Annotated in this window: 24 protein-coding genes; 13 read left to right on the top strand and 11 right to left on the bottom strand. The window is 68.2% G+C overall.

Annotated elements, in window-relative coordinates; translation table 11 throughout:
- Positions 1-224: 224 nt before the first annotated feature.
- A complete protein-coding gene (locus tag AB8M46_RS03120) occupies positions 225-1,994 on the top strand; it encodes a chitinase (protein ID WP_394359497.1) in 1,770 nt (589 codons plus the stop codon).
- A 273-nt stretch (positions 1,995-2,267) separates the two neighbouring features.
- Here AB8M46_RS03120 and AB8M46_RS03115 read toward each other — a convergent pair whose 3' ends face one another.
- From AB8M46_RS03115 to AB8M46_RS03105, 3 genes are all read right to left on the bottom strand, one after another.
- Positions 2,268-3,620 (bottom strand): cellulose binding domain-containing protein, encoded by a 1,353-nt coding sequence (locus AB8M46_RS03115; protein WP_394360835.1) that lies wholly within the window; start codon positions 3,618-3,620, stop codon positions 2,268-2,270.
- Positions 3,621-3,657: 37 nt separating this feature from the next.
- The gene (locus AB8M46_RS03110) at positions 3,658-5,298 is read right to left on the bottom strand and encodes a glycosyl hydrolase family 18 protein (protein WP_394359496.1); all 1,641 of its coding nucleotides are present in this window, start codon (positions 5,296-5,298) and stop codon (positions 3,658-3,660) included.
- A 261-nt stretch (positions 5,299-5,559) separates the two neighbouring features.
- The gene (locus AB8M46_RS03105) at positions 5,560-5,991 is read right to left on the bottom strand and encodes an RpiB/LacA/LacB family sugar-phosphate isomerase (protein ID WP_037341626.1); all 432 of its coding nucleotides are present in this window, start codon (positions 5,989-5,991) and stop codon (positions 5,560-5,562) included.
- Positions 5,992-6,051: 60 nt separating this feature from the next.
- Here AB8M46_RS03105 and AB8M46_RS03100 point away from each other — a divergent pair, with 60 nt between their 5' ends.
- Entirely contained in the window at positions 6,052-6,681 is a 630-nt protein-coding gene (locus AB8M46_RS03100) for a TetR/AcrR family transcriptional regulator (protein WP_037341637.1), read from the top strand.
- Here the strand turns inward: AB8M46_RS03100 and AB8M46_RS03095 are convergent.
- A complete protein-coding gene (locus AB8M46_RS03095; RefSeq protein ID WP_394359495.1) occupies positions 6,678-7,223 on the bottom strand; it encodes a DM13 domain-containing protein in 546 nt (181 codons plus the stop codon). The two genes, AB8M46_RS03100 and AB8M46_RS03095, sit on opposite strands and share 4 nt — an antisense overlap.
- Positions 7,224-7,366: 143 nt before the next feature.
- Here AB8M46_RS03095 and AB8M46_RS03090 point away from each other — a divergent pair, with 143 nt between their 5' ends.
- On the top strand, positions 7,367-8,233 hold the full coding sequence (locus AB8M46_RS03090; protein ID WP_350596258.1) for a bile acid:sodium symporter family protein: 867 nt from the start codon (positions 7,367-7,369) through the stop codon (positions 8,231-8,233).
- 14 nt (positions 8,234-8,247) lie between these two features.
- Positions 8,248-9,051 carry an alpha/beta fold hydrolase gene (locus AB8M46_RS03085; RefSeq protein ID WP_394359494.1) on the top strand — a complete coding sequence of 268 codons (804 nt, stop codon included), beginning with the start codon at positions 8,248-8,250 and terminating at the stop codon, positions 9,049-9,051.
- Between the two features lie 66 nt (positions 9,052-9,117).
- On the opposite strand, the gene AB8M46_RS03080 is transcribed toward AB8M46_RS03085, so the two are convergent.
- On the bottom strand, positions 9,118-10,446 hold the full coding sequence (locus tag AB8M46_RS03080; protein WP_394359493.1) for an aspartate aminotransferase family protein: 1,329 nt from the start codon (positions 10,444-10,446) through the stop codon (positions 9,118-9,120).
- 87 nt (positions 10,447-10,533) lie between these two features.
- Here AB8M46_RS03080 and AB8M46_RS03075 point away from each other — a divergent pair, with 87 nt between their 5' ends.
- The gene (locus AB8M46_RS03075) at positions 10,534-11,430 is read left to right on the top strand and encodes a LysR family transcriptional regulator (RefSeq protein ID WP_394359492.1); all 897 of its coding nucleotides are present in this window, start codon (positions 10,534-10,536) and stop codon (positions 11,428-11,430) included.
- Here the strand turns inward: AB8M46_RS03075 and AB8M46_RS03070 are convergent.
- Entirely contained in the window at positions 11,351-12,577 is a 1,227-nt protein-coding gene (locus AB8M46_RS03070) for an MFS transporter (protein WP_394359491.1), read from the bottom strand. The genes AB8M46_RS03075 and AB8M46_RS03070 overlap by 80 nt on opposite strands.
- A gap of 64 nt (positions 12,578-12,641) precedes the next feature.
- Between AB8M46_RS03070 and AB8M46_RS03065 the strand changes: the two genes are divergently transcribed.
- Positions 12,642-13,013, top strand: coding sequence for a MerR family transcriptional regulator (locus AB8M46_RS03065; protein ID WP_037342533.1), 372 nt, complete (start codon positions 12,642-12,644; stop codon positions 13,011-13,013).
- Positions 13,014-13,101: 88 nt separating this feature from the next.
- Complete coding sequence (locus tag AB8M46_RS03060; protein ID WP_394359490.1) at positions 13,102-14,241, top strand: Gfo/Idh/MocA family protein; 1,140 nt, start codon at positions 13,102-13,104, stop codon at positions 14,239-14,241.
- On the opposite strand, the gene AB8M46_RS03055 is transcribed toward AB8M46_RS03060, so the two are convergent.
- Positions 14,238-14,981, bottom strand: coding sequence for a GAF and ANTAR domain-containing protein (locus tag AB8M46_RS03055; protein WP_394359489.1), 744 nt, complete (start codon positions 14,979-14,981; stop codon positions 14,238-14,240). The genes AB8M46_RS03060 and AB8M46_RS03055 overlap by 4 nt on opposite strands.
- A 59-nt stretch (positions 14,982-15,040) precedes the next feature.
- Positions 15,041-16,930, bottom strand: coding sequence for a GTP-binding protein (locus AB8M46_RS03050; protein ID WP_394359488.1), 1,890 nt, complete (start codon positions 16,928-16,930; stop codon positions 15,041-15,043).
- A gap of 259 nt (positions 16,931-17,189) precedes the next feature.
- On the opposite strand from AB8M46_RS03050, the gene AB8M46_RS03045 reads away from it, so the two are divergent.
- From AB8M46_RS03045 to AB8M46_RS03020, 6 genes are all read left to right on the top strand, one after another.
- On the top strand, positions 17,190-18,209 hold the full coding sequence (locus AB8M46_RS03045; protein WP_394359487.1) for a discoidin domain-containing protein: 1,020 nt from the start codon (positions 17,190-17,192) through the stop codon (positions 18,207-18,209).
- Complete coding sequence (locus AB8M46_RS03040; RefSeq protein ID WP_394359486.1) at positions 18,106-20,748, top strand: CARDB domain-containing protein; 2,643 nt, start codon at positions 18,106-18,108, stop codon at positions 20,746-20,748. The genes AB8M46_RS03045 and AB8M46_RS03040 overlap by 104 nt, the downstream gene beginning before the upstream one ends.
- A 117-nt stretch (positions 20,749-20,865) precedes the next feature.
- On the top strand, positions 20,866-21,465 hold the full coding sequence (locus AB8M46_RS03035; protein ID WP_073848194.1) for a TetR/AcrR family transcriptional regulator: 600 nt from the start codon (positions 20,866-20,868) through the stop codon (positions 21,463-21,465).
- Positions 21,455-22,336, top strand: a complete 882-nt coding sequence (locus AB8M46_RS03030) for a crotonase/enoyl-CoA hydratase family protein (RefSeq protein WP_125734520.1) — start codon at positions 21,455-21,457, stop codon at positions 22,334-22,336. The genes AB8M46_RS03035 and AB8M46_RS03030 overlap by 11 nt, the downstream gene beginning before the upstream one ends.
- A complete protein-coding gene (locus AB8M46_RS03025) occupies positions 22,333-23,223 on the top strand; it encodes a diiron oxygenase (RefSeq protein WP_378424745.1) in 891 nt (296 codons plus the stop codon). Before AB8M46_RS03030 ends, AB8M46_RS03025 begins: the two co-directional genes overlap by 4 nt.
- Before the next feature lie 20 nt (positions 23,224-23,243).
- Positions 23,244-23,501 carry a hypothetical protein gene (locus AB8M46_RS03020; RefSeq protein WP_037341666.1) on the top strand — a complete coding sequence of 86 codons (258 nt, stop codon included), beginning with the start codon at positions 23,244-23,246 and terminating at the stop codon, positions 23,499-23,501.
- Positions 23,502-23,547: 46 nt separating this feature from the next.
- Here the strand turns inward: AB8M46_RS03020 and AB8M46_RS03015 are convergent, their stop codons facing one another.
- The 3 genes from AB8M46_RS03015 to AB8M46_RS03005 form a co-directional block, all read right to left on the bottom strand.
- Entirely contained in the window at positions 23,548-24,267 is a 720-nt protein-coding gene (locus tag AB8M46_RS03015; protein WP_073848191.1) for a trypsin-like serine protease, read from the bottom strand.
- A gap of 320 nt (positions 24,268-24,587) precedes the next feature.
- Positions 24,588-25,526 carry an NAD-dependent epimerase/dehydratase family protein gene (locus AB8M46_RS03010; protein WP_394359485.1) on the bottom strand — a complete coding sequence of 313 codons (939 nt, stop codon included), beginning with the start codon at positions 25,524-25,526 and terminating at the stop codon, positions 24,588-24,590.
- 14 nt (positions 25,527-25,540) lie between these two features.
- Complete coding sequence (locus AB8M46_RS03005; RefSeq protein ID WP_394359484.1) at positions 25,541-26,800, bottom strand: DUF3100 domain-containing protein; 1,260 nt, start codon at positions 26,798-26,800, stop codon at positions 25,541-25,543.
- Positions 26,801-26,821: the final 21 nt, after the last annotated feature.

Below are 26,821 nucleotides of genomic sequence, written 5' to 3'. Positions count from 1 at the left end.
TCGGCACGCTCCTGTGCGTTCCCATCATCCCCACCTCCCGAAAGCCCCCAGCCCTCTTTGGCCCTTCCGACGTTACGGAGCGCGCCCGCGCGTCACACCGGTATAGGAGCCCGGAGTAGTCGGGTCTTTGGACCCTGGTGGGCGCGGGGTATGGACTTTCGCCAGATTGGTCTAGACAATTAGCCCAGCGCGGCGGCAGGCCGCCCTTTCACGGAGGAATCGCGATGAGGCGTTCCAGATCGATGGCATTTCTGGCCGTTTTGGTGCTCACCTTCACCGGCCTGATCACCGGCGGTGGCACCGCGAACGCGGCCAACCTGCTCCTCAATCCCGGTTTCGAGGCGGGTTCGACCTCCGGCTGGTCCTGCGCGGCGGGCGCGGCCGTGAGCACACCGGTCCGTTCGGGCGGTTACGCCGTTTCGGTCACGCCCGGCTCGACGATCGGGAAATGCGCACAGACGGTATCCGTCCGGCCGAACACGACCTACGCGGTTTCGGCCTGGGTGAACGGGAACCCGGTGTACCTCGGCGTCACGGGCGGGCCGTCGACCTGGACCGCGGCGACCTCGTACACGCAGCTCTCGCTCTCGTTCACGACGTCGGCCACGCAGACGACGGCCGAGGTGTACGTCCACGGCTGGTACGGATCGGGCACCTTCTACGCGGACGACATCAGCCTCGACGGGCCCGGCGGTGGCACCCCCGGCGCGCCGCCGGCCCCGGGAAACCCGGCCGTCGGCACGGTGACGAACTCGTCGATCGCGCTCTCGTGGGGCGCCTCGGTGGGGACGGTGACCGGCTATCGCGTGTACGAGGGCGGGACCGTGGTCGCGACGGTGACCGGGACTTCGGCGACGATCTCGGGGCTGACGGCCTGTTCGTCGCACAACTACTCGGTGGCCGCGTACAACAGCGCGGGTGAATCGCCGAAGACCACCGAAGCGGGCGCCACGACCTCCGGGTGCGTCGACACCGGCCTGCCGAAACACGCGCTGATCGGCTACCTTCACGCGAGTTTCGCCAACGGGTCCGGCTACACGCGGATGGCCGACGTCCCGGCGGCGTGGGACATCATCAACCTGGCCTTCGGTGAGCCGACTTCGGTGACCTCCGGCGACATCCGCTTCACGCGGTGCCCGGTCGCGGAATGCCCGACCGTGGAAAGCGACGCGGACTTCATCGCCGCGATCCGCGCGAAGCAGGCGCAGGGCAAGAAGGTGCTGATCTCCATCGGCGGCCAGAACGGTCAGGTCCAGCTGACCACGACCGCGGCGCGCGACGCCTTCGTCAATTCGGTGTCCGCGATCATCGACCGGTACGGGCTGAACGGGCTCGACATCGACTTCGAGGGCCACTCGCTGTACCTCAACTCCGGCGACAACGATTTCCGCAATCCGACCACGCCGGTGATCGTCAATCTCATTTCGGCGTTGAAGACCCTGAAAGCCCGCTACGGTGCGGGATTCGTGCTGACGATGGCGCCGGAGACGTTCTTCGTGCAGACCGGATACCAGTACTACGGCGGCCTCGGCGGCGCCGACAACCGGACGGGTTCGTACCTGCCGGTGATCCACGCGATGCGGGACGCGCTGACCGTGCTGCACGTCCAGGACTACAACTCCGGACCGGTGATGGGCCTGGACAACCAGTACCACTTCATGGGCGGCGCGGATTTCCACATCGCGATGACCGACATGATCAAGGCGGGTTTCACGGTGTCGTCGACCGGATTCCGGTTCCCGGGGCTGCGGGAGGACCAGATCGCGTTCGGCCTGCCCGCCGCGGTGAGCGCGGGCAACGGGCACACCGCGCCGGCGGCGGTGCATTCGGCGCTGAACTGCCTGGTGAAGAACTCCGGATGCGGGTCGTATTCCTTGCGTGGCGGTGCTTCGCCGGCGCTGCGGGGGCTGATGACGTGGTCGATCAACTGGGACCGGTACTACGGATGGGAGTTCCAGAACGCCCATGAGCCGTTCCTGAACGCCTTGCCCTGATCCGCATTCAGAGGACTAAACGCGCCGCTTGTGGTCCCGCAAGTACGTGAAGGCCCCCTTCACTGCGCTAGACGCAGTGAAGGGGGCCTTCACGTACTCAGGCCTTGCGGGCGCCGCACCCGGAGCCCAGCGAAGGACGCCCGCATTTCGTCCTCTGAATGCGATCCTTGCGCGTGCAACGATCGCATTCAGAGGACGAAATGCGGGCACAAGGGAGCGGGCCCGCACCGTGCAGCATCGGTGCGGGCCCGCAGTTCGGGGAGCAAAGGGACGTCAGAAGCCCGCGGTGATCCGCGTGAAGTCCCAGTCGTTCTGTGCGATACCACTGCAGTTCTCGGCGACCCCGCCGTTCGGGCAGCCCCGGTCACGGTTGGTCGACCAGAACGCCAGCCTGGCGATCTTGTTGGTCTTCGACCAGTTCGTGATCCGGGTCCAGGTGTCGAGACTCGTGAGTTCCCGCTGGTCCGAAAGACCGTTCATCCCGCTGATGCCCAGGTGGGCGTACGCCGTGGCGTCGTTCCACCCGAAGGTCGACTGCAGCTTGTCCCGCAGACCGTTCGCGGCGTTGATCGTGTTGCCGTACATGTCCGCGCCGCCACCGAAGTCGAACGGCATGATCGTGTAGACGTCGATCCCGGCGTTCAGCGCCTTCGACTGGTCGATGAGCCGCTGACCCCAGGAGTTCGGGCCGGTGGTCGTCGTGCCGAAGGTGAGAATGGTCTGGATACCGGGGTTGTTCGCCTTCACGATCTTCAGCGCGTTCAGCACGCGGTCCTGCACGGTCGCGTTCTCGAATTCGTCGGTGTTCTCGATGTCGATGTCGATCGCCTTGAGACCGTAGGCGTCGATCACCTTCTGGTAAGCGCCGGCGAGCGCTTCCGGTGTCGAGCAGTTCGGGCCGAGCTTGTTGCCGCTCCACCCGCCGAAGGACGGCACGATCTGCCCGCCCGCGGCCTTGATCTGCGCGATCGCGTTCGCGTCGACACCGCCCTGCAGTGGACGGCTGCCGTCCCAAGCCGGGTTGCAGCCACCGGACGACAGGATGAACGCCATCGTGAACCATTTGATCCCGGTCGCGTTCATCACCGTCTGCGGGTTCGGCGGGCTTCCCCAGCCCATGTACAGATACGGCGCGCCACGGCCGCCGGGCAGCGGCGGGTTGCTCGTGGTGGTCGTCGGGGAGGTCGACGTCGATGTCGTGGTCGTGCTGGTGGGCGTGGTCTGCGTCGTGGTCGGGCCGCCACCGCCCGGATCGCACGAACCACCGTTGATCTTGCAGTTCGCCGGGGCGACGTAGCCGCCGGAGTACTTGACGTTGAACCCGAAACTGGTGCTGCCACCGTTGGAAAGGTTGCCGTTCCAGGTGTTCTTCACCGTCACGTGCTGTCCGGAGACCGAGTAGCTGCCGTCCCACAGCGAAGCGATCGAGTGCCCGGCCGGGAGGTCGAATTCGACCGTCCAGGCGGGAAGGCTCGATCCCGAGTTGTTGCTGATCGTGTACTTGCCCTCCCAGCCGGAGCCCCAATCGGAGCCCTTGCTGAAGGCGGCACCGACGCCGCCGGCCGCGGAGGCCGGCGCGATCACGAGGACCGCGCCGGCCGTTGCGGCAGCGGCGGACAGGCCGATGGCCTGGATCCAAGTCCGCTTAGCCACAGTCAACCTCTCAGTTCAGGCCATTGCGCATGGCCGTGACCAGTTCACCGTTCGAGGTGTCGCCACTGAGCTCCCAGAAGAACGCGCCGCCGAGACCCTGGTTCTTGGTCCAGCCCATCTTTCCGTTGATGGTGGCGGGAGTGTCGTAGCTCCACCAGTTGTTGCCGCACTTCGCGTACGCGGTACCCGCGATCGTGCCGGTCGACGGGCAGCTGTTCTTGAGGATCTTGTAGTCCTCGATACCCGCCTCGTACGTGCCCGGCGCCGCACCGGTCGCGGTGCCGCCCGGGGCGTCCTGGGTGACGCCGGTCCAGCCTCGGCCGTAGAAACCGATACCCAGCAACAGTTTGCTCGCCGGGACCCCCTTGGCCTTGAGCTTCTGGATGGCGTCGTCGGAGTTGAAGCCCTGCTGCGGGATGCCGGGGTAGGACGTCAGCGGCGAGTGCGGGGCCGTCGGGCCCTGCGCCGCCCAAGCGCCGAAGAAGTCGTACGTCATGACGTTGTACCAGTCGAAGTACGCCGAGGCGGGGCCGTAGTCGGCGGCGTCGATCTTGCCGCCGCTGCTGGCGTCCGCGGTGATCGCGGCGGTGACCAGGAACGAGGAGCCGAACTTGGTGCGCAGCGCCTGTGCCACGTTCTTGATCGCGGCGGGACCGCTGGTGTCACAGGTGAGACCGCAGGCGTTCGGGTACTCCCAGTCGATGTCGATGCCGTCGAAGACGTCGGCCCAGCGCGGGTCCTTGATCAGCTTGTAGCAGGATTCCGCGAAGGCGGTCGGGTTCTTCGACGCCTGGCCGAAGCCGCCGGACCAGGTCCAGCCACCGAACGACCACAGCACCTTCAGACCCGGGTACATCTTCTTCAGCTTGCGCAGCTGGTTGAAGTTACCGCGCAGCGCGCCCGCGTCCCACGTGTCCGCGACACCGTCCACACTGGACCCGGCGTCGTAGAACTTGTCGTAGTCGGCGTAGGTGTCGTCGTTCGCCGTGCAGGAACCGTTGGTGACGTTGCCGAACGCGTAGTTGATATGCGTCAGCTTGGCCGCGGAACCGGAAGTGTGAATGTTCTTCACGTGGTAGTTACGGCCGTAGACGCCCCACTGCACGAAGTAGCCGAGGTTCTTCTTCGCGCCCGGGTTCGGGTTCGAAGGCGTGGTGGTGGTCGGCGGGTTGCTCGTGCTGGTCGACGTCGGGGGATTGGACGTCGTGGTGGTCGGTGTGGTCGGCGTCGTGGTCGGGTTGCCGCCACCCGGGTCGCAGGAGCCGCCGTTGATCTTGCAGTTGGCGGGCGCGGTGTAGGTGCCGGAGTACTTGACGTTGAAGCCGAAGCTGGTCGAGCCACCGTTGGAAAGGTTGCCGTTCCAGGTGTTCTTGACGGTCACGTGCTGGCCGGAGACGGTGTAGCTGCCGTCCCACAGCGAAGCGATCGAGTGTCCCGCCGCGAGGTCGAACTCGAGGGTCCAGGAACTGAGGCTGGATCCCGAGTTGTTGGTGATCGTGTACTTGCCTTCCCAGCCGGACCCCCAGTCCGAGCCCTTGGTCAGGGTGGCTCCGACCCCGCCCGCCGCGTTCGCCGGGACGGTCACGAGACCGACCGCGAGCGCCGCGACGGCCGTGAACAGGCCGACCAGATGCCATCTTTTTCTCGACATTTCACTCCTTACAACCCGGTGCCGGGAAATGATCTTGGAGATGATTTCGTCAAAGGGAAATCGGCGACATCGCGTTGCCTCGGCCGAAACCGGGCAGGCGGGGATGAGTCTTCATCGACCACCTCCATGCGGAACGCTTTGTTGCGGGAGACGGTACGTGGTCTGGACCAATATGGGAAGCATCACTACGTAGAGTGGTGATTTTCCTGCTAACGGCCTAATACGTTCGACAGCGTTAATCGTTCACTGGTCCGCTGCCGTTCAGCGGCGGAACTCGTCCATTTCGCCGAGCCGGGCGATATTCGCGGATTCGTCGGGGTCGGGCAGGACGCCGGAAAGGAACACGTCGGTGATTTCGACGGCCACGTCGGGTGCGAGCCGCTTGAGGCTCAGGGCCAGCACGTTCGCGTCGTTCCACTTGCGCGCGCCCGCGGCGATCCAGGTGTCCCAGGCCAGCGCCGCGCGGACCCCGGGCACCTTGTTGGCCGCGATCGCCGTACCCGTCCCGGTCCAGCACATCACCACGCCGAAATCGGCCTCACCGTCCGCGACCGCCCGGCCCACCGCCGCACCGAGTTCCGGCCAGACGTCCGACGCCGCCGGGCGCAGCACCTCGTGGCCCGCCTCGGCGAGATACGCCTGGACGGCGTCCGTGGTGGCGTTCCGGTCGTCGGCGGCGAAGGCGATCCTCATGTCCGGATCGTAACGCCGCGTCGACAGGTGACGAACCCGAAGTCATGGGAGGATCTCGGCGTGGACTCGTCTGCGGAGGAGCACCAGGTCCAGCGTGACCAGGAGATCGCACGGACACGGATTCTCGAAACCGCCGCCCGCCTGATCGGCGAGGCAGGTTTCGCCCGGCTCAAGATCGGCATGATCTGCGCCAGGACCGGCTATCCCAGCGGCGTCGTCTACCAGTTGTTCGGCTCGAAGGAGACGCTGGTGCAGCGGCTCGTCGAGTTCGCGGCGGAGAAGTTCGCCGACGCCTTCAGTGCCGCCGTCGCCACACGGACCGGCGGGCTGACACCCAGCCCGATGGACATGCTGCGCGCCCTGCTGGACATCTTCTTCGAGCTGCTCACCGACATGCCGCCGCTGAACCGCGCGTTCGTGGTGCTCTGGACGGACGCGACCGTCGGCGATCCGGCGGTGCGGTCGGCGATGACCGAGGCCGATCGGCGCTACCGGTTCGCCATCGCGCAGACCGTCGCCGCCGGACTTGCGGACAGGTCCATCACCGGCGTCCGCGACCCGGACGCGTACGCGGCGGCGCTGGTGGGGCAGCTGCGGGGGATCGCCGTGGCCTCGATCATCGACCCCGGCGGAATCGATCTGCGGGCGGTCCGCGCGGAGATGGAGTACGCCGTGGACCGGCTCGCCTAAACGGTTTTGGCCAGCTCGGCCGCGCCGAAGGACACGTTGAACCGGTCGCACCAGATCGTCACGCTCGAATAGCGCGCCAGATCGGTGCCCGCCGGCAGCGTGTAGTTCTGGCTTCCCTTGTTGCCCTTGAGTTTCCCGGCGCTCACGTACGCGCCGTCGTCGAACACGGACCAGCCGTCCTTGCCGGGGAGCACCGGCGCGTCGGTGAGCCAGACCCGCAGATCCGGGCCGTTGCTCGTGTCGAGGTTTTCCAAGCGCAGCACCAGCGTTCCGTCGGCCGCGCGCAGGACCCGGACGTCACCGGTGGTCGCGTGCTCGTGGCTGATCAGCGTGCCGGTCGCCACGACCGTGGGCTCTTTCGGGGCGGGCGTGGCATTTCCGGTGGCTTGGGTGGTGGGCTGGGCCGTGGTCTCGGCGACGGGCAGCGCCTCCTGGACCGTCTCGTTCACCCAGAGCTTCCACGGCTGGAACCAGTAGAGGCCCGCGGCCACCGCCACCACCAGTCCGGCCGCCACGACGGCGAGTACCCGCTTGCGTTTCATGCGTTCATTCAACCTCGCGCGGGGCGAAGAGTGCGGTTACCGAACTCTTACGGGTCACGTCTGGGTTTCGGTGGCTTGACCGAGTTCTCGCCGCTTGACACGATTGCCGATCTGAAAAGGGCATATCGGACGGAGGCCCCTCGATGGGTTCGGCGATGTTTTCGATCCTCCTGCCGATAGCGCTGGCGCTCGTCATGTTCGGGCTGGGGCTGACCCTGACCGTCGGCGACTTCACGCGGGTGCTGAAGTACCCGAAGGCCGCCGTCATCGCGCTGGTGTGCCAGATGATCGTGCTGCCCGTGATCTGCGTCGGCCTCATCGTGCTGTTCGGGCTGGAAGGCGTGCTCGCGGTCGGCATGATGCTGCTCGTCGCGTCGCCCGGTGGCACGTCGGCGAATCTGTTCAGTCACCTCGCGGGCGGCGACGTCGCCCTCAACGTCACGCTCACGGCGATCAACTCCGTACTGGCCGTGTTCACCCTGCCGCTGGTGGTCGGCCTGTCGATGGCCGAATTCCTCGACGGCGGCGCCTCGGTCGGGCTCCAGCCCGCGAAGTTCGTGCAGGTCTTCGCGATCGTGCTGATCCCGGTCGTGCTCGGGATGGCGGTGCGGCACCGGTTCACCGCCTGGGCCGAGCGGATGCGCAAACCGGTCAAGATCGGCTCCGCCGTGGTGCTCGTGCTGGTGATCGCGGCCGCGATCGCGCAGGAGTTCCGGACGCTGGTGGACAACATCGGCACGCTCGGGCCGGTGGCGCTGGCGCTTTCCGTGCTCAGCCTCGCGATCGGGTACTACGTGCCGCGGCTGTTCCGGGTGGACCGCGGGCAGGCGATCGCGTCCGCCATGGAGATCGGCGTGCACAACGCCACCCTCGCGATCGCCGTGGCGTTCTCCGTGCTCGGCGACAAGGCGATGGCCGTGCCCGCCGGGGTCTACGGCGTGCTCATGTTCCTGCCCGCCGGGATCGCGGCCTTCCTGTTGTCCCGCAGCAGGGAGAGCGCGCCGGTCTGAGCTAGTTTGGGGCCGTGGCTCGTTCCCCCATCGGTGACATCCTCGACGTGAACGGCGTCGCCGTCCATGTGCGCCAGGACGGCGCCGGGCCGCCGGTGGTGTTGCTGCACGGGTATTGCGGGTCGGTGCACTGGTTCGACCGGCTCACCCTCGGCCTGTCCGCGACGCGGCACGTGATCCGGGTGGATCTGCTGGGGCACGGATGCACCGGTGGTTCCTCCGGGCTCGACGCGGTGTCGCAGGCGCGCATGGTCGCCGGTGTCCTCGATGCGCTGGGCGTCGAGGACGTTCTGGTCGCCGGTCACTCCTTCGGTGCGGATGTCGCCTTGGCGCTGGCCGAAATCTCGCCGCGGGTGGGTTCCGTGGTGTTGATCGGGCAGGCACCGGATTACAGCTACGCGTCGTTTCCGCCAGGGAGTTCGGTTCTGCTGCCGATGGTCAGCGCGCTCGTACGGCTCGTGGCTCACCGTCCGTGGGTGCGGTTCGCTTCGCGGTTCCGCCGAGCGGGCTCGTTCGACGATCCTTTGCAGGACTTGGCCGATCACGCGGTCACCTCGCCCGCGATGGCCCGGGTGGTACTCGTGGAACGCGCGCGACTGCTCGCATTTCGTCCTCTGGATGCGCAAGTGGCCGCCTTGGGGCTGCCGTGCCTAGTGATTCTCGGGCGCAGGGACCGCTTTTACGACTGTGACGAGACTTTCGCGCGGTATTCGGCGGTCGGGGCGCGGGTGGAGGTCGTCGAAGGCGCCGGGCATTCGCCGTTCTTGGAGCGGCCTGGCGAGGTCGCCCGGTTGCTTCGGGAGTTCAGCGGGTCGTGAGTGGCGTTTCGGGTTCTAACCCGAAACGCCACTCACGACCAACGCGCCCCAAGACCGGCTTGCCTCTTACGCGCTTGCGTCCCCGATCGCCTGATCCAGCACCGCCAGCCCCTCCGCCAGCTCGTCTTCGGTGGCCGTCAGCGGCGGAGCGATCCGGAAGACCCCGCCCATCCCCGGCAACTGCACGATGTTCATGTGCAGCCCCAATTCGAGGCAGCGCCGCGTGACCAGCGCGCCCAGTTCGTCGGAGCTCCGTTTCGTGGTGCGGTCCACGACGAGTTCCACGCCGACCAGCAGGCCCCGCCCCCGGATGTCGCCGACGACGGGATGACGGGCGGCGAGGTCGTCGAGGCCGCGGCGGAGGAAGGCGCCCAGTTCGGTGGCGCGTTCGTCGAGGCGGTCGCGGGTGAGGACGTCGAGCACGGTGTTCCCGACGGCCGCCACCAGCGGGTCCGCGACATGCGTGGTGAAGAACAGATAGCCGCGGTCGTGCGCCTCCTGCTCGATCTCCGCGCTGGTGATCACGGCGGCCAGCGGGAGTCCGGCGCCCAGCGTCTTGGACAGCGTGAGGATGTCGGGGACGACGCCGTCGCGTTCGAAGGCGTACCAGTTTCCCGTGCGGCACAAGCCGGTCTGCGCCTCGTCGAGGATCAGCAGCATCCCGCGTTCCCGGCATTTCTCTTGCAGGGCGGCGAAATAGCCCACCGGCGGTTCGATGATCCCGCCGGAGCTCAGGATCGGTTCGACGATGCACGCCGCCAGGCTGCCGACGGACTGGGCGTCGATCATCTCGAAAGCGAAGTCCAGCTGGCGTTTCCAGTCCAGTTCCCCGTCCGGGCCGAGGAAGTCGGGCCGGTAGGAGTTCGGCGCGGGAATGGCGAAGTTGCCGGGCGCGGTCGGGCCGTAACCCTTGCGGCCCGCGCTGTAGGTCGCGTTCGCCGCCGCTTGCGTCATCCCGTGCCACGACCGGGCGAACGACACGATCTCGTGCTTCCCGGTCACCAGTTTCGCCATCCGGATCGCGGCCTCGTTGGACTCCGCGCCGGTGGTCAGCAGCAGCGCCTTTTCCAGCGGCGACGGCAAGGTCTCGGCCAGCCGTCGCGCGAGGTCGACGACGGGGCGGCTCAGCATCCCGCTGAACAGGTGGTCCAGCGAGCCGATCTGCCGCCGCACGGTCTCGACGATCTCCGGATGCGAATGCCCGAGGATCGCGCTCATCTGCCCGGACGTGAAGTCGAGGATCCGCCGCCCGGACTCGGTGAACAGGTAGCTCCCGGCGGCGTGGTCGATGATCTCGCGGGTGAAGTCACCGGCCCCGGCGTAGCGCACGAGATGCCGGTCGGCGTCGGCCCAGAAACGGTCGGTGGTGGACAAGTCGGTGAGGGGAGCAGCCATGTTCCGACGGTAAGTCGGAGCCGAGCGACACGTCCAGCTCACGATTCCGGCTGTGCTGTTCGGCTGATCCGTACAACAATGGGTGCCATGCTCAACCCGTGGAGGCTCAGCCTGCTGAGCAGGCTCGACACGCTCGGCACCGTCCGCGCGGTCGCCAAGGCGGCCAACCTGAGCGCGTCGAGCGTTTCCCAGCAGCTCGCGGTGCTGGAGGCCGAAACCCGCACGCAACTGCTGGAACGCACCGGCCGCCGCGTCCGGCTGACCCCGGCCGGGCGCATGCTGGCCCGCCGAGCGCGAGCGATCCTCGACCACATGGACACCGTCGAAGCCGAGTTGCGCGGCCTCGGCGAGGGGCCCGCGGGGCACGTCCGCCTCGGTGCCTTCCAGAGCGCGATCCACACCATCGCCGTCCCCGCGGTGAACCGGCTGGCCCGTTCGCATCCGAGCCTCCAGATCGAACTGCTCGAACTCGAACCGCACGTCAGCATGCCCGCGCTCCGGGTCGGCGACGCCGACGTCATCGTCACGACCACGGATTTCGTCGAGCAACCGCTGGGGCCCGACATCGACCTGGTGCCGCTCGCGACCGACCCGATCGTGCTCGTCGTCCCGCCCGGCCATCCGGCCGCGGGCCGGGGTCCCGCCGACCTCGCCGCCTACGCGAGCGAGCCCTGGGCGTTCGACATCCCCCAGTCGTACATGGCGAACCTCGCGACCCGGCTCTGCCGCGAAGCCGGTTTCGAGCCCCGTGTGATCGCCCGGTTCAGCAACTACATGATGACCTTGCAGCACGTCGAGGCCGGGCTTTCGATCGCGCTCCTGCCCGGCCTCGCCGTCGACAAGCGGTACCGCGTCGCCACCCGCGAGCTCGCCACGCCGGTCGACCGTTCCATCACCGCGGCGATCAGGCGCGGGTCCGCGCCTCGCGCCGCGGTCGACCTGGTTCTCGAGGCGATCCGGAGTCATCCGGAACTGCCGCTGTGAACCCGTGCCGTCGCGCCACCAGCACCACGGCCAGCGTCGGCACGAGCAGCACCAGGACACTCCACGGGAACGACCCGGCGCCGAAACCGTCAAGGAGGACGCCGCCGGCGATCCCGCCGCCCGCCATCGCCGCGTTCCACAGGGTGACCAGCATGGCCTGCGCGATGTCCGCCGCGCCGCCCTTGTCACCCGCCCGCGCGGCGGCGGTCTGCAGCAGCGTCGGCACGCCACCCCAGCCGAGCCCCCACAGCGTCGCCGCGACGTAGACCAAGACCGGATTCCCGCCCAGCAGAGCCAAAAGCGTCGCACCGAGCGCCACGAGCACGGTGCCCGCGACGGTCAGCGCCCGCAGCCGCCGGTCGATGTGGACGCCGACGAGCCAGATGCTGACCATCGAAGCCACCCCGAACACCAGCAGGATCCGGTCGACCGCGCCGCCCATCGACACGTGTTCGAGGAAGGTGGCGATGTAGGTGTAGAGGATGTTGTGCGCCAGCACGAACGTCAGCGTCACGAACAGCACCGCGGCGACCCCGGGCACGGCGAGGGTCTTGCGCACCGGGAGCCTGCCGCTCTTGTCCTGTCCGGGGAAGTCGGGGACGCCCACCGCGATCCAGCCCAGCAGGCCGAGCGCGAGCACCGACATCAGCGAGAACGTCACCTGCCAGCCGAAGACACCGCCCAGGAACGTGCCGGCGGGGATGCCGAGCGAAAGCGCGAGCGGGATACCGGTCATCACGACGGCGATCGCCTTGCCCTGCACCGCTTCCGGCGCCAGCCGCCGGGCATAACCGGCCAGCAGCGCCCAGACCACGCCCGCCGCGATCCCGGCGACGAACCGCGCGCCGAGGGTCAGGGGATAGTTCGTGGACAGCGCCGTGACCGTGTTGGCGACGGCGAACCCGGCCACTCCGGCCAGGAGCAAACGTTTGCGGCGCCAGCCCGCGGTCGCGGCGGACAAGGGGATCGCGGTCAGTGCGGTGCCGATCGCGTACACCGTCACCAGCTGCCCGGTCGCCGCTTCGCCGACGCCGAGCCCGGCGCTCATCGCGGGCAGCACGCCGGCGGGCAGCGCCTCGGTCAGGACGGTGACGAACGCCGCCGTGGTCAACGCGAGCAGTGCGCCGAGCGGGAGTTTCGAAGTCATGCTCCGTATGCTCGAACCATCACATAGATGTGAAGGTCAAGTCGGCCGGAGTGAGGTGGCGCACATGCGGATCGGGGAGCTGGCGGAGCGGACGGGGACGTCGCGCCGTCTGCTGCGGTACTACGAGGAGCAGGGTCTCATCATCTCGGAACGGCTGGCGAACGGCTACCGCGACTACGCCGAGCCGTCGGTCGACCGGGTCATCCAGGTGCGCGGCCTGCTCGACGCCGGGCTGCCCACCAGGATCATCAAGCAGATCCTGCCGTGCCTGGACAAACCCCGGCAGATCTACTTCCCGGACGCGACCGCGGAGATGCTCCAGACCCTGGAGGCCGAGCGGGACCGGATGACCCGGCGGGCCGAATGCCTGCTCCGCAACCGGGACGCCATCACCGAGTACCTCGACGCCGTGCGCGCCTACGATCCCGCTTCCTGAGCCGGAGGGACTTTCCTCGCATCGGTCTTGACAGGGTGAGAAAGCGCTTTCAGGATGTGGTCAGGAAAGCGCTTTCAAAGGAGAACGGATGACCACGCGGAAACTCGGCGTCGTGATGAACGGCGTCACCGGGCGGATGGGCTATCGGCAGCACCTGGTGCGCTCGGTCCTGGCGATCAGGGAGGCCGGCGGGGTCGAGCTGGCCGACGGTTCGCGGGTCCAGCTGGAGCCGGTCCTGGTGGGGCGCAACGCGGACAAGCTCGAAGAGATCGCCACGCGGCACGGGCTGACCCGCTGGACCACCGACCTCGACGCCGCGCTCGGCGACGACGACCTCCCGCTCTACTTCGACGCGCAGCTGACCGCGGTCCGCGAGAAGTCGATCGTCCGCGCCATCGACGCGGGCAAGCACATCTACACCGAGAAGCCGGTGGCCGAATCGGTCGAAGGCGCCCTCGCGCTGGCGCGGCACGCCGAGGCGGCCGGGGTCAAGAACGGCGTCGTCCACGACAAGCTGTACCTGCCCGGTCTGCTCAAGCTGAAGCGCCTGATCGACAGCGGTTTCTTCGGCCGGATCCTCTCCGTGCGCGGCGAGTTCGGCTACTGGGTCTTCGAGGGCGACTGGCAGGCCGCGCAGCGCCCCAGCTGGAACTACCGCGCCGAAGACGGCGGCGGCATCGTCGTCGACATGTTCTGCCACTGGAACTACGTGCTGGAGAACCTCTTCGGCGCCGTCAGCGCCGTGACCGCGAAGGCCGTCACGCACATCCCGGAGCGCGTCGACGAGAAGGGCGACCGATACGCGGCCACGGCCGACGACTCCGCGTACGCGATCTTCGAGCTCGAAGGCGGGGTCATCGCCCAGCTCAACTCGTCCTGGTGCGTGCGGGTCCACCGCGACGAACTGGTGGAGTTCCAGGTCGACGGCACCAAGGGCAGCGCGGTCGCCGGTCTGCACAAATGCGTCATCCAGCCGAGGGAGGCCACGCCGAAGCCGGTGTGGAACCCGGACCTGGCGGAAACGCGGTCCTATCGGTCGCAGTGGCAGGAAGTGCCGGACAACGAGGACTTCGGCAACGGTTTCCGCGCGCAGTGGGAGCAGTTCATCCGCCACGTCGTGGACGACGCCCCGCACCCCTACGACTTCATGGCGGGGGTGCGCGGCATCAGGCTCGCGGAAGCGGGCCTCGAGTCCTCCCGCGAGGGCCGCCGGATCTCGCTGGGCTAACGCCCGAAGACCGCGCTCGGATCCTCGGCGATCAGCACCGAGATCTCCCGGATCTTGCGGTTCGTGTGCTGCGACGCCTCGGTGAGCCAGCGAAAGGCCTCATCGGCGTTCAGCTCCAGACGTGCCATCACGATTCCCTTCGCGGTGGCGATGGCGTCCCTGGTCTCCAACGCGGCGACCAGGGTCTCCGCCTGCCGTTCGGCGGCGGCCCAGCGGGACGCGGTCAGGATGATCGCCGAGATCGCCGAGGTGAACATCGCGACCAGGGCCGCCTCCACCGGATCGAAGGCGTTCTCCTGAAAACTCCAGACGTTGAGCGCGCCGGACAGCGGCTCGGACGCCCGCCGCCTGAAGTGCGACTCGTCCGGGACGAACAACGGGCAGGCCAGCGCGGTCCGCACGCCGAGCAGTTCGGCGGTGGCGGCGAAATCCGGCCAGCGTTCGGCCGCGTCGGCGTCCAGCAGGGTCCGCACGATCGTGCCGCTCTCGGCGGCCTTCAGGCACGGGCCTTCGTCCGCGCTGTACTGCGCCTTGTCCAGGGGGAGCAGGGACTCGTCGGTGGCGGCGACGGTGCTCGGCTCGCCGTCGGAGTACAGCGTCACCGTGGCCGCGTCCGCTCCGGGCAGCAGGCCGACCACCTTCTTCGCCACCCGTTCCAGCAACTCGTCACGGGGCTCGTCGAGCCGCATCGACTCCGTGAGCTCCCGCAACGCCGAAGCGGTGTCGCGAAACTGATCCATCGTGGCCCTTTCCCTCGGACGGCGGATTTCGCCGTCCACCAAGAACGTACTCGTTCCGGCTAGCCGGGCATTGGCCGATTCGGGCTAACCCGGGGCCGGTGGCCCGCCGGTTCGGTGGTCATCAGGCCTTCGCCGTGGGTGAGACCGGGCAGCTGCTGCTCGAACCGGGCGACCTCGCCCAGCGGCAGCACGCCCGTCAGTTCGGCCCGGTCACCGCGCACCACCGAACCGGTGACGAGCCCGCCGCACTCGACCAGCCTGGAGAGCGTCGCGGTCACCGAGTCCGCGGGCAGTTCCACCTCGACGCGGCTGACCGGTTCGAGCACCTCGGTCCCCGCCTCCCGCAGCGCTTCTTCCAGCACGAACGGGGTGACCTTGCGGAAGTCGCCCGCCGCGCTGACCGGGCTGAAGTACCCGGTGTGGGTGACGGTCACCACGCAGTCGATCACCTCCCGGCCGGACGGGCCCCGCCGCAGTGTCGCGTCGACGGTCTCTTCGATGGCCTTGTGGAACGCGAGCGGGAGGGAGCCGAGTTCGACGTCGAGGCCGAAGGTCAGGCCGGATCCGGGGGCGCCCGGGCCGACCCGTAGGCCGACCGTCGCGAAAAAGGGATTCCGCTTCTCCGTGATGAGCCACACCGCGTGCCCCGTGCCGATCGGCCGTTCGACGCACACCGGCCGGGTGAGGCTGAAGCCGACGTCGAGGCCGTGTTCAGTGGCGAGTGTGTCCGCGATGATCTCCTTCTGCACTTCGCCGTAGAGCCGCACCGAGATCTTGCGGGTCTCGTCGTCCTGCCGGACGGTGATCAGCGGATCCTGTTCCGCCAGCTCCTGCAGTGCGGTGAACACCGACGCCGTCTCGGCGGGGTCGGCCGGGACGACCTCGGTTTCCAAGGCGGGCGGGGGAAACTGTGGGGACACACCGTCGTCTTCGGGGACGCCGAGGAGGTCGCCGATCCGGATCTCCTTGAGCCCGGTGATCTTGGCGATCTGCCCGGCCCGCGCGCGGGCCTCGACGGTCTCGTCGCCGAGTTCGAAGACGCGCACCGCGCTCACCTTCGCCTCCGCCGTGACCGCCCCGCCAGGGCGATGGAACCGGACGTGGTCCCGGGCGCCGATCTCCCCGGAGAACACGCGGACATAGGCGATCTTCTCGTGTGCGCGGCCGCGTTCGATCTTGAACACGGCGGCGCGCAATCGGTCGTCCGGTGCGGATTTTCCAGCGCCACCAAGGAATTCACGGATACCCGAAGTCAGTTCGGCGATCCCTTCGCCGCTGCGTGCGGAGCCGAAGTAGACGGGGGAGACCGCACCGAGCCGGGTCTGGCGGACGACCTCGGCCCGGTAATCGTCGGCCGTCACGGCGTCTTCGAGATACGCGGCGAGGAAGGCGTCGCTGTGCTCGGCGAGCTGCTCGGCCTGCTCCGCCGACGGCGAGAGCGGCCGGACCTTCGCGGTCGCCGTGCCGAGGCCGTCGACCTCCGACATCGGCACGCAGGCGACGTCGAGGCGTTCGGCGAGGTCGGCCAGGAGGCCGTCGTCGCGGGCGCCCGCCCGATCGATCTTGTTGACGAAGATCAGCACGGGGATCCGCAGCCGCTTGAGGGCGCGCATGAGCACCCGGGTCTGCGCCTGCACGCCCTCGACGGCGGACACGACGAGGACGACGCCGTCGAGCACCCGCAGCGCGCGTTCGACCTCGGCGATGAAGTCCGGGTGGCCCGGGGTGTCGATCAGGTTGACGCGCAGGTCGCCGACGCGGAAGGACACGACGGCCGAGCGAATGGTGATGCCGCGACGGCGTTCCAGCTCCATCGTGTCGGTGCGGGTGTCCCCGGCGTCGACGCGGCCGAGGGTGCCGATGGCGCCGGTGTGATGGAGCAGGCGCTCCGTCAGGCTCGTCTTACCGGCGTCGACATGGGCGAGGATTCCGAGGTTCAGGTACTTCATGGATGAACGGCTCCAGGGCTGTCGAAAGGTCCATACGGCTCGGGGACTCGACAGCTCGGCGCACGCCGTTCTCCTTCTTTCCGGGAAAGCACCTGGTCGGGCCGGACGTTAGCAGCGTGTTTCCGGCCGGTCACGCGATTTAGCCCCGGCCGTTGACTTGCGGCGCCGCATGGGCTGTAATTCTTGAACATTTCAGCGCAAGAACATGACAAGAGTCAGGAAGATTCCGCTCAGTCCCCTCCCGGAACAGAGGAATGTCATGCGAACGAGGCGCCTTCTGACGTACGCCGCCCTGTCCCTTCTCCTGGCCCCACCCGCCGTGGCCGCGAGCGAAGCCCCGACGGCTTTCGCGGCCGCCGAAGCGGCCGACGCGACCTACACCGCCAGCAGTCAGCTGCCCGGTTACGCCGTCTCGAACGTCGGCGACGGGAACCAGGCCACCTACTGGGAAAGCACGAACAACCAGTTCCCGCAATGGATCCAGGCCGATCTCGGCGCGGCCACGAACATCGCCCGGCTCGTGCTCAAACTGCCTTCCGGCTGGGAAGCCCGCACTCAGACGTTCTCGGTGCAGGGCAGTGGGAACGGCGCGAGCTTCAGCGATCTCGTCCCGTCGGCGGGCCACCGGTTCGACCCGGCGACGGGCAACACCGTCACCCTCGACATCACTGGGAACACCCGCTTCGTGCGGCTGAACATCACCGCCAACACCGGCTGGCCGGCAGCCCAGCTCTCGGAGTTCGAAGTACACGGCCCGGCTGGCGGGGACACGCAGCCGCCGTCCGCGCCAGGGAACCTCGCCTATACCGAGCCGTCGAGCGGCAAGATCCGGCTCACGTGGTCGGCCTCGACGGACAACACGGGTGTCGCGGGCTACGACGTGTACGCCAACGGGCAGCTGCGAGGCAGTGTCGGCGGTGACGTCCTGAGCTACACCGACGACCAGCCGGACAGCGCGACCGTCGCGTATTCCGTGCGGGCCCGCGACGCGGCGGGGAACCAGTCGCCGAGCAGCGGCACGGTGACCAGGACGGGTACGCGCGCCGGAACGAATCTCGCGCTGGGGAAGCCGATCACGGCGTCTTCGGTGCAGCATTCCTACGTCGCGGCCAACGCCAACGACGACTCCGTGACCACCTATTTGGGAGGGGGCGGCGTATCCGAACCTGCTGACCGTGGCGCTGGGATCCAACGCCGACCTCGACCATGTCGTGGTCAAGCTCAACCCGGATCCGGCGTGGGCCCAGCGCACGCAGACGATCGCGGTCGAAGGGCGTGACCAGGGGGCGACCGCGTTCACCACGCTGGTGCCCGCGCAGACGTACACCTTCACCCCGTCGAGCGGCAACACCGTGACGATCCCGGTGAGTGGCCGCGCCGCCGACGTCCGGCTGCGGATCACCGCCAACTCCGGCGCACCCGGCGGTCAGGCCGCGGAATTCCAGGTCTTCGGTGTCCTAGCCCCGAATCCCGACCTCACGGTGTCGGGTGTCTCGTGGTCGCCGGCGAATCCGGTGGAGACCGACGCGATCACGGTGTCGGCGACCGTCCGCAACGCCGGGACCGCGGCGTCGGGCACTACGAACGTGAACCTCTACCTGGGCACGGCGAAGGTCGGCACGGCACCGGTCGGCGCGCTCGCCGCGGGAGCGTCGGCGACGGTCTCGGCGGATATCGGCACCCGGGAATCGGGCAGTCACCAGGTCACCGCGAAGGTCGACGAGACCAACGCCGTCGTCGAGCAGGACGAGGCCAACAACTCCTACACCGGCTCGACGGCGCTCGTCGTCAGCCCTGTCCAGAGTTCCGACCTCGTCGCGGCCACCGCCTGGTCGCCGAACAACCCGACGGCGGGCGGCAGCGTGACCTTTTCCACCACGGTGCGCAACCAGGGCACGGCCGCTTCGGCGGGTGGCGCCCACGGCGTCACGGTGACGATCACCGAACAGAGCGGCGCCGTCGTCAAGACGCTCAGCGGCTCGTACTCCGGCGCGATCGCCGCCGGGGCCACCGCGCCGCCGGTGAACGTTGGCACCTGGACGGCCGGGAACGGCCGGTACACGGTCAAGACCGTCGTCGCGAACGACGCCAACGAGGTGCCCGCCAAACAGGGCAACAACACGAGCACACAAGCGTTGTTCGTCGGCCGCGGCGCGAACATGCCCTACGACATGTACGAGGCCGAAGACGGCGTGATCGCGGGCGGCGCGTCCGTGATCGGCCCGAACCGGAAGATCGGCGATCTCGCGGGGGAGGCGTCGGGCCGCAAGGCGGTGACGCTGAACTCGACCGGGGCCTCGGTCGAATTCACCACCCGCGCGGCCACGAACACCCTGGTGACCCGGTTCTCGATGCCGGACGCCGCGGGTGGCGGCGGGCAGAACTCGACGCTGAACGTCTACGTCGACGGCACGTTCCTGAAGGCCATCGACCTGACTTCGCGCCATGCGTGGCTTTACGGCCCTGAGGCTTCTCCGCAGAACTCACCGGGAGCCGGTCCCGCGCGGCACATCTACGACGAGGCCAGCATCCTGCTCGGCACGACCGTTCCCGCCGGGCACAAGATCAAGCTGCAGAAGGACGCCGGCAACGGCTTGAACTACGCGATCGACTTCGTGAACTTCGAGCTGGCCACGGCGGCCGCGAACCCCGACCCGGCGCACTACGCCGTCCCGGCCGGATTCACCCAGCAGGATGTGCAGGCCGCGCTGGACAAGGTGCGTCAGGATCCGAGCCTCACCGGCGTCTTCCTGCCGCCGGGGCAATATCCGGTGACGAACAAGCTCACCGTGTACGGCAAGCCGGTCACGGTGCTCGGCGCCGGTCCGTGGTTCACGAAGTTCACCGCGCCCGCCGGGCAGGAGAACACCGACATCGGGTTCGACGCGCAGGCGAGCGCGAGCGGTTCGACGTTCCGCGGATTCGCCGTGTTCGGGAACTACACGTCCCGGATCGACGGGCCAGGCAAGGTCTTCAACTTCACGAACGTCACGAACATGACCATCGACGACATCTGGGTGGAGCACCAGATGTGTCTGCTGTGGGCGACCAATGTGGACAACACGACGGTGAAGAACTCGCGGATCCGCGACATGTTCGCCGACGGCGTCAACTTCACCAACGGCAGCACGGGAAACCGGGTGACCGACAACGAAGCCCGCTCCACCGGTGACGACAGTTTCGCGCTGTTCGCGGCAACGGACCTCAACGCGGGCAACCAGTACGACAACGTGTTCGAGAATCTGACCGTGCTGCTTCCGTGGCGCGCGGCCGGGCTGGCGGTGTACGGCGGGTACGGCAACACCTTCCGGAACCTGTACATCGCGGACACGTTGACGTACTCGGGGATCACGATCAGCTCTCTCGATTTCGGCTATCCGTTCCTCGGGTTCGGCCCGCAGCCGACGACCATCCAGAACGTCTCACTGGTCCGCACCGGTGGTCATTTCTGGGGGCAGCAGACGTTCCCCGCGATCTGGATGTTCTCCGCCTCCAAAGAGTTCCGGGGTATCCGAGTGTCCGATGTGGACATACAAAGCCCGACGTACAGCGGCATCATGTTCCAGACCAAGTACTCCGGAAGCCGTCCGGAGAACCCGGTCGAGGACACGGTGCTGACGAACGTGTCGATCACCGGAGCGCACCGCAGCGGTGACGAGTTCGACGCGAAGTCAGGGATCGGGATCTGGGCCAACGAGCAGCCGGAACCGGGTCAGGGGCCGGCCGTCGGTTCAGCGACGTTCTCCGGGCTCACCCTGAGCGACAACGCCGAAGACATCCGGAACACGACGAGCACGTTCACCATCAACCGCAGCTGAGTGCCCCAGCGCGTGAAGGCCTCCTTCCCTCGGCTCAGCCGAGGGAAGGAGGCCTTCACGCGCAACCGGCGGAACCGTCCGTTGCTGAAGTGCGGAATCCGTGCTTCACTCCTTGCCATGCCGTACCGACGGACTCCGAAGACGCAGGCCAGACTGGACTCGCAGCGAGGCGAGATCCTGGCCGCGGCCATCGCGCTCCTGGCCGAGACCGGCTACGCGGGCTGCTCGATGGCCGCGGTCGCCACTCAGGCGGGGGTGGGCACCGGCAGCGTGTACCGGCAGTTCCCGTCCAAGGCCGACCTCGTCGTCGAGGTCTTCCGCGAGGTCGTCTCGCGGGAGGTCGACGCCGTCGAGGCCGCCGCTTCCCAAGGCGACGTCCGCGAGCGGGTGGTCGCCGTGATCGAGACCTTCGCCGGGCGGGCGTTGAAGGCGCCGAGGCTGGCGTACGCGTTGCTCGCCGAGCCGGTCGACGCCGTGGTGGAGGCCGAGCGCCTGGTCTTCCGCCGCGCGTTCCGCGAGGTCATCGCCAGGAACATCGCCGACGGCGTGAAGCGGGGGCTGCTGCCGGCGCAGGACGCGGAGGCGACCGCCGCGGCACTGGTCGGCGCGGGCGCGGAGATGCTGGTCGGCCCGCTGGCCGGCGAGAGCGGCCCGGACACCATCCCGCACCTGGTCACCTTCACCCTTCGCGCGCTGGGAGGCTCCGATGGCGTTTGAGACGCTCACGTACCGCGTCCAAGACCGGAAGGCCTACCTGACCCTGAACCGCCCCGAGCGGCTCAACGCGATCAACGACGTCATGCCCGGCGAGATCCGGCAGGCCGTGGAACTGGCGAACGAGGACGACGCCGTCCGGGTGATCGTGGTGCGCGGCGAAGGCCGGTCGTTCTGCGCCGGCTACGACCTCAAACAGTTCGCCGAGGGCGACGCCGAAGGCCGCTGGAACCAGGGCCCGGTCTGGGATCCGATCAAGGACTACCGGGTGATGAAACGCAACACCGACGACTTCTTCAGCCTGTGGCGGTCGCTGAAACCCACCATCTGCCAGGTGCAAGGGCACGCGATCGCCGGCGGCAGCGACATCGCGCTCTCGTGCGACGTGCTGATCATGGCGACCGACGCCCGCCTCGGCTATCCGCCCGCCCGCGTCTGGGGCTGCCCGACGACCGCGATGTGGGTCTACCGCGCCGGGGCGCAGCGCGCGAAGCGGATGCTGCTCACCGGCGACACCATCGACGGCGCCACCGCGGCGGAATGGGGACTCGCGCTCGAGGCGGTGGAACCCGAAAGGCTCGAAACCGCCGTCGAGGAACTGGCCGACCGGATGGCCGGTGTGCCGACGAACCAGCTGGTGATGCAGAAGCTGATGATCAACCAGGCCTACGACAACATGGGCCTTTCCGGCACCCAGACACTCGCGACGCTGTTCGACGGCATCACCCGGCACAGCCCGGAAGGCCGTTGGTTCCGCGAGTTCGCCGAACGCGATGGTTTCCACGAGGCGGTGGCCTACCGGGATTCCGGACAGGTCATCCCGGACGGCGGCGGACCGCTGCCGGAGCACACGGATCCAAGGAGGTCGTCATGACCGCGAACACCGAAAGCGAACGGGTCGCCGAGCGTCTGCAGCGCTCCTCCGCGCGGCTCTCTTACGACCCGGACGTCGACGTCGACTGGCTGGCACCCTTGGTCGACGGCGCGTACGGCAAGACGCCGGAACGCTGTTCCTTGTACGGCACCGCGTTGTGGGACCGGCTCGACGACGGGCAGCGCGCCGAACTGAGCCGTCAGGAGGCCGCGGCCGCCGCCGCGTCGGGCATCTGGTTCGAGCTGATCCTCATGCAGGGCCTCGTCCGGCACGTCTACAACAGCGACCCGACGACCCACAACGCGCAGTACGCGCTCACCGAGATCGCCGACGAATGCCGCCACAGCACCATGTTCGCCCGCTCGATCGAGAAGAGCGGCGGTGTCGTCCGGCGTCCGAGCCGCACGGCGCACCGTGCGGGCAAGGTGTTCGGCGCGATCTGCGGTCCGGCGCTGCTGTTCGCCGGCGCCATCTACGTCGAAGAACTCGCCGACGGCATGCAACGCGAGATGATGCGTGACGACAGCCTGCAGCCGATGATCCGGATGATCTCCCGCATCCACGTGATCGAAGAGGCACGCCACATCAGCTTCGCCAAGGACGAACTGGGCCGGGCCTGGGCCCGTCACGGTCGCGTCGGCCGCGAACTGATCCGCTGGGCGATCGCCGGGATGGCCTACGTCGCGACGTCGGAGCTGTTGCACCCCAAGGCATACACCTCCGTCGGCCTCGACCCGCGCGAAGCCCGCCAGGTCGCCACCGCGAACCCGCACTGGCGCCGGACCAAGGCGGCGTGGGCGGCCAAGGCCGTCGACTACTTCACCGAGATCGGCCTCATCGGCGGCCCGAGCCGACGGCTCTGGCGTCGCGCCGGCGTCCTCGACTGAACGAACAGGAAGGCAACTCCATGTCCGCACGCACCGGCAAGCTCCTCGGCCTCGGCATCGCCGCGACCGGGCTCGCCCACTTCGCCGCTCCGGCCGCTTTCGAACCCGTGACGAAGATGGCCTTCGCCGACGACGTCCGCAACTGGACCTACCGCAACGGCGCCACCGAACTCGCCATCGGCCTGGCGATCGCGGCCCGCCCCACGCGGAAGGCAGGTGTCGCCGGGCTGGCCGTCTACGCCGGATGGCTGGGCAAGCGGGTGCTCACCCGGCGCTGACCTGAACCGGCACGCCTCGAGAACGAGGCGTGCCGGTGCCCGGTGATCAGGAGCCGGTCTGCTGCCTGATCCAGCTCAGGTGCTGGGCGATGCCGGTGTAGAGGGTGCTGGTGGCGCATTCGCCGCCGTTGTCGCCGGGGCCGTGGGTCTCGCCGACCAGCGTCCAGCGCCCGGTGGTGCCGACGACCGCCGGTCCGCCGGAATCACCGTGGCAGGCGGAATGCCCGCGGTCACCGGAGATGCAGACATCACCGGAACCGCCACCGCCGGCGTAGCAGGAGCTGCTGGGAAGCACCCGGAGGTCGATCTGGCGCAGCGTGGTCGGAGTGCTGCAGCTCGGCCAGCTGGTGCATCCCCAGCCGAGGAGCCGCGCGGTGGTGTTCGGCGCCGGGTTGCTCGTGGCCATCGCGACCGGGGTGGCGCGGACGGCCGTGGACAGGTGCATGAGGGTGAGGTCGGTGCCCGGCTTGTTGACCCGGCGGTCGATCCTGCCGACTTCGCCGCCGGAGTACTTGTTCGTCGAGCCGATCCGGCCCTGCGACGCGCCGCCGCAGTGGGTGGCCGTCACGATCCATTGGGGCGCGACGAGGCTGCCGCCGCAACCGTTGTTGAGCGAGACCATGAAACTGTAGGTCTCCGTGGCGGTGCCCCCGCCGATGATCGAGGGCTGGACGCCCGAATCCGTTTGGGCCTGTGCGATCCCGGGCGTGGACACCGCGAGTGCCGCCGCCAGGAACCCGAGAGCGATTGAAGCGATTTTCCGCATGGTTGCTCACCTTCGGGCGGCCGAGCCGCCTGGTGGTCGTGGGAGGAACGAGGGCGATGCCGGCCGCCCAAATGTTTCTCGCGACGGGAGAGCCGGAATACCTTCCTAGGTAGTAAGACGAAAGTCGCGGATCGTTCCGGCTGCACCCAGGCGCGCGGAACCCCGTTCTGCCTCAGCGTTTCCGTCACTGGCGGGCTTTCGCGATGGAAAGCCCGGAATGTTCACGGCCCGGACAGGGATCCGTCGAATAATGCTTTGGAATGGTTTCTCCGAATTGTCCGAAAGATCAGGGACATTCTCGAAAGGTGCGCACTCGAAGATTATGTGCGAAGTGCTTTATCGAGGTCGTCCGGCTCGACGCCGAGTTCGGCGCGGGCGATGTCCGGGTCGAGGACCATGGCGGTGGCGTGCAGTTCACTCCATTGCGCTGGGTCGAAACCGAGTGTGAATCCTTGGCGGCGTTGGCGGATCCCTGCCCAGCGGAGCAGCAGTTCGACGGCGCGGGGATGCAGTTTCCAGATGCGTTTCGGAGGGCGGCCGTTCGCGGTCGCGAGACGCGTGAAGAGATCTGCCCACGGGAGATTCGCCGTGACGAGCGGGTAGTTCCCGTTCGCGCGACGTTCCAAAGCGGCGACTGCCGCTCGCGCGGTCTGGGTGACGGTGACGACCGCGGTGGTGCCGGGGTAGGCGAGGATGTCCGCGTTGCCGACGGTCATGCTGCGCAGCATGGGTTCGAGAGGTGATTGCCTGCCCGGAGTCGTGCCCGCCACGTACGGAAGTTCGAGAATCGCCACCGAGGTTTCCGCGGTGACGGCAGCGCGGGCGCGCTCGGCTTGGTCGATTCTGCTCGAGATATACGCACTGCGTTCGGCCAACCGGAGTTTCGGCTGTTCGCGCTGGAGGGTGGCGTAGAAACTGCCGAGGATGACGGCGCGGTCGGTCTGCGCCCGGCAGCCGGCGGCGAGCAACCTGGCGACCGGTGCGACATTGGCATCGTGGAAGAACGCGGCGATGTCGGTGCCGTGCGGTGCGGCGACGGCGGCGGCCGATGCGACGACGATGCCCTGATGACCGGCGACGATCGCATCGAGTCGTTCCTCGGACAGGTCGGTGAGGTCCCCGAGTCGAACTGTCACCGCGTCGGGAAGGTTCGTAGGTGGCTGGCGGACCAGCACGGTGACGGTGTGCCCGCGCGCCAGTAGTTCGCGCACGACGTGCTGTCCGATGAAGCCGCTTCCGCCTGTTACCAGGACCTTCATAGGCCTTCCTTTCATCAGGTGAACCCGAGAACGATCTGGGCCAGCAAAGCCGACGTGAAGAAGGAACCAGCGAAAACGAGAAGCGTCACGACGACCGCGCGCCAGCTCAGGGTCCGCAGGATCCTCAACTGCCGGACGGTCACGCACAGACCGACGCAGCTGAGCACGGCGGTCGCCAGCGTCAGCAGGTCGACGGCGGACAGGACGCGCACCATGGTCGCCGACCACGGCAGTCCCGGAACGGTCAGCACGGCACCGACGAGCGCCGCCCACAGCACGGTCGGCACGAACCGGCCGGTCCGGTCGCCGAGCATCCGCACTCCGAAGGCGAGGGCCAACAGCAAGAGCATTCCCGGCGCCGCATGCCATCCCGCGGTGACGAGCAGAAGCACGGTCACGGCCAAGCCGGTCACCAGCCGAGAGGGCACGACCGTCGCCGCCGGCTCGGCGGTGTCCCCGGAGACCAGCCGATTCCGTACGGCGGTGGGGGAACGGTACAGCCGTTCCAGCACCGGAAGGACGATGAAAGCACCCAGCAGCACGGTGGTGATGTAGGTCAGGACGTCACTGGCCGTCGCCAGCGCGACGATGTCGTCCTGGGGCAGGTCGCGGGAGCCGTGCGCGAGCGAACCCGCGCAAGAGATCGTCATGCCCCCGCTGCCGACCCCGCAGGCCATCGCCAGCGCCGTGGAACTGAACAGCGGAATCGCCGAGCCGATGCCCGCGAGTGCCGAGAAGAACAGGGACCCGAAGAGTGTGCCGCTGATGTAAGTGGCGAGAACGCCGGAACCCTCCGGGCCGGAGATGCCGTACCGCTCGGTCACCAGGGCGATGCTGGGTTCGCGGCCGATGGAGAACGTGGCGCCGATACTCGCGCGGCCGAAGCCGAGCAGTAAGGCCGCAGGGAAGGCCAGCAGCGCCGTCCCCGCCTTTCCGAGGCTCTGCACGAGGATCGCCGGTCCGGCCTCGACGATCGTGGGGAGCGCCGTACCCAGGACGACTCCGGCACGCACCACGAAGACCACCGTCAGCAGTTGCAGGAGTTGCCCGGCGCAGGACCAGATCGGTGCGGCCGCCTCCGGACGCCGCCAGGACAGCGACAGGTTGAGGGCGACCGTGATCACGAAGGCGAAGAAAAGCGGAAGCAGGACGAGTGCGAACGAGCCGATCCGTAGTTCCAGCGCGCCCGCGTACTCGGTTCCCACAGTGACCAGCGCGCACAACGCGGTCACCCCGACGGCGACCGCCGTCCCGGCGTTCGATGATCTGGCCATGGCCGTCGTCCCCCTCCCGGA

Source organism: Amycolatopsis sp. SB7-3, from assembly GCF_041021335.1.
GTDB lineage: Bacteria > Actinomycetota > Actinomycetes > Mycobacteriales > Pseudonocardiaceae > Amycolatopsis > Amycolatopsis japonica.
This window is presented reverse-complemented; position numbering and strand designations above follow the sequence as displayed.

What these genes read in the sequence shown, in the direction of transcription:
- AB8M46_RS03120 (WP_394359497.1), top strand. Translation starts at nt 225, where the DNA reads ATGAGGCGTTCCAGATCGATGGCATTTCTGGCCGTTTTGGTGCTCACC.
- AB8M46_RS03110 (WP_394359496.1), bottom strand. Translation starts at nt 5,298, where the DNA reads ATGTCGAGAAAAAGATGGCATCTGGTCGGCCTGTTCACGGCCGTCGCG.
- AB8M46_RS03105 (WP_037341626.1), bottom strand. Translation starts at nt 5,991, where the DNA reads ATGAGGATCGCCTTCGCCGCCGACGACCGGAACGCCACCACGGACGCC.
- AB8M46_RS03095 (WP_394359495.1), bottom strand. Translation starts at nt 7,223, where the DNA reads ATGAAACGCAAGCGGGTACTCGCCGTCGTGGCGGCCGGACTGGTGGTG.
- AB8M46_RS03090 (WP_350596258.1), top strand. Translation starts at nt 7,367, where the DNA reads ATGGGTTCGGCGATGTTTTCGATCCTCCTGCCGATAGCGCTGGCGCTC.
- AB8M46_RS03080 (WP_394359493.1), bottom strand. Translation starts at nt 10,446, where the DNA reads ATGGCTGCTCCCCTCACCGACTTGTCCACCACCGACCGTTTCTGGGCC.
- AB8M46_RS03075 (WP_394359492.1), top strand. Translation starts at nt 10,534, where the DNA reads ATGCTCAACCCGTGGAGGCTCAGCCTGCTGAGCAGGCTCGACACGCTC.
- AB8M46_RS03070 (WP_394359491.1), bottom strand. Translation starts at nt 12,577, where the DNA reads ATGACTTCGAAACTCCCGCTCGGCGCACTGCTCGCGTTGACCACGGCG.
- AB8M46_RS03065 (WP_037342533.1), top strand. Translation starts at nt 12,642, where the DNA reads ATGCGGATCGGGGAGCTGGCGGAGCGGACGGGGACGTCGCGCCGTCTG.
- AB8M46_RS03060 (WP_394359490.1), top strand. Translation starts at nt 13,102, where the DNA reads ATGACCACGCGGAAACTCGGCGTCGTGATGAACGGCGTCACCGGGCGG.
- AB8M46_RS03055 (WP_394359489.1), bottom strand. Translation starts at nt 14,981, where the DNA reads ATGGATCAGTTTCGCGACACCGCTTCGGCGTTGCGGGAGCTCACGGAG.
- AB8M46_RS03050 (WP_394359488.1), bottom strand. Translation starts at nt 16,930, where the DNA reads ATGAAGTACCTGAACCTCGGAATCCTCGCCCATGTCGACGCCGGTAAG.
- AB8M46_RS03045 (WP_394359487.1), top strand. Translation starts at nt 17,190, where the DNA reads ATGCGAACGAGGCGCCTTCTGACGTACGCCGCCCTGTCCCTTCTCCTG.
- AB8M46_RS03035 (WP_073848194.1), top strand. Translation starts at nt 20,866, where the DNA reads ATGCCGTACCGACGGACTCCGAAGACGCAGGCCAGACTGGACTCGCAG.
- AB8M46_RS03030 (WP_125734520.1), top strand. Translation starts at nt 21,455, where the DNA reads ATGGCGTTTGAGACGCTCACGTACCGCGTCCAAGACCGGAAGGCCTAC.
- AB8M46_RS03025 (WP_378424745.1), top strand. Translation starts at nt 22,333, where the DNA reads ATGACCGCGAACACCGAAAGCGAACGGGTCGCCGAGCGTCTGCAGCGC.
- AB8M46_RS03020 (WP_037341666.1), top strand. Translation starts at nt 23,244, where the DNA reads ATGTCCGCACGCACCGGCAAGCTCCTCGGCCTCGGCATCGCCGCGACC.
- AB8M46_RS03015 (WP_073848191.1), bottom strand. Translation starts at nt 24,267, where the DNA reads ATGCGGAAAATCGCTTCAATCGCTCTCGGGTTCCTGGCGGCGGCACTC.
- AB8M46_RS03010 (WP_394359485.1), bottom strand. Translation starts at nt 25,526, where the DNA reads ATGAAGGTCCTGGTAACAGGCGGAAGCGGCTTCATCGGACAGCACGTC.
- AB8M46_RS03005 (WP_394359484.1), bottom strand. Translation starts at nt 26,800, where the DNA reads ATGGCCAGATCATCGAACGCCGGGACGGCGGTCGCCGTCGGGGTGACC.